This is a genomic window from Enterobacter sp. UNJFSC 003 (genome assembly GCF_036903355.1).
In the GTDB taxonomy this organism is placed as follows: Bacteria; Pseudomonadota; Gammaproteobacteria; order Enterobacterales; family Enterobacteriaceae; genus Enterobacter.
The window spans coordinates 1-267 of the sequence record NZ_JBAKHK010000190.1 but is presented as its reverse complement, the minus strand read 5'-3'; the positions used below and the strand labels follow the sequence as shown (position 1 = coordinate 267).

Below are 267 nucleotides of genomic sequence, written 5' to 3'. Positions count from 1 at the left end.
GCATCGGCCTTGCCTTCCAGGTTCAAGATGACATCCTGGATGTGGTAGGAGATACTGCAACGTTGGGAAAACGCCAGGGTGCCGACCAGCAACTTGGTAAAAGTACCTACCCTGCACTTCTGGGTCTTGAGCAAGCCCGGAAGAAAGCCCGGGATCTGATCGACGATGCCCGTCAGTCGCTGAAACAACTGGCTGAACAGTCACTCGATACCTCGGCACTGGAAGCGCTAGCGGACTACATCATCCAGCGTAATAAATAAACAATAA

At 52.4% G+C, this 267-nt stretch carries 1 protein-coding gene; it reads left to right on the top strand.

Going from position 1 to position 267, the window contains the following annotated elements; all coding sequences use genetic code 11:
* A partial coding sequence (locus V5P19_RS23735) for a polyprenyl synthetase family protein (protein ID WP_182638380.1) occupies nt 1-260 on the top strand: 260 nt, incomplete at its 5' end.
* Nucleotides 261-267: the final 7 nt, after the last annotated feature.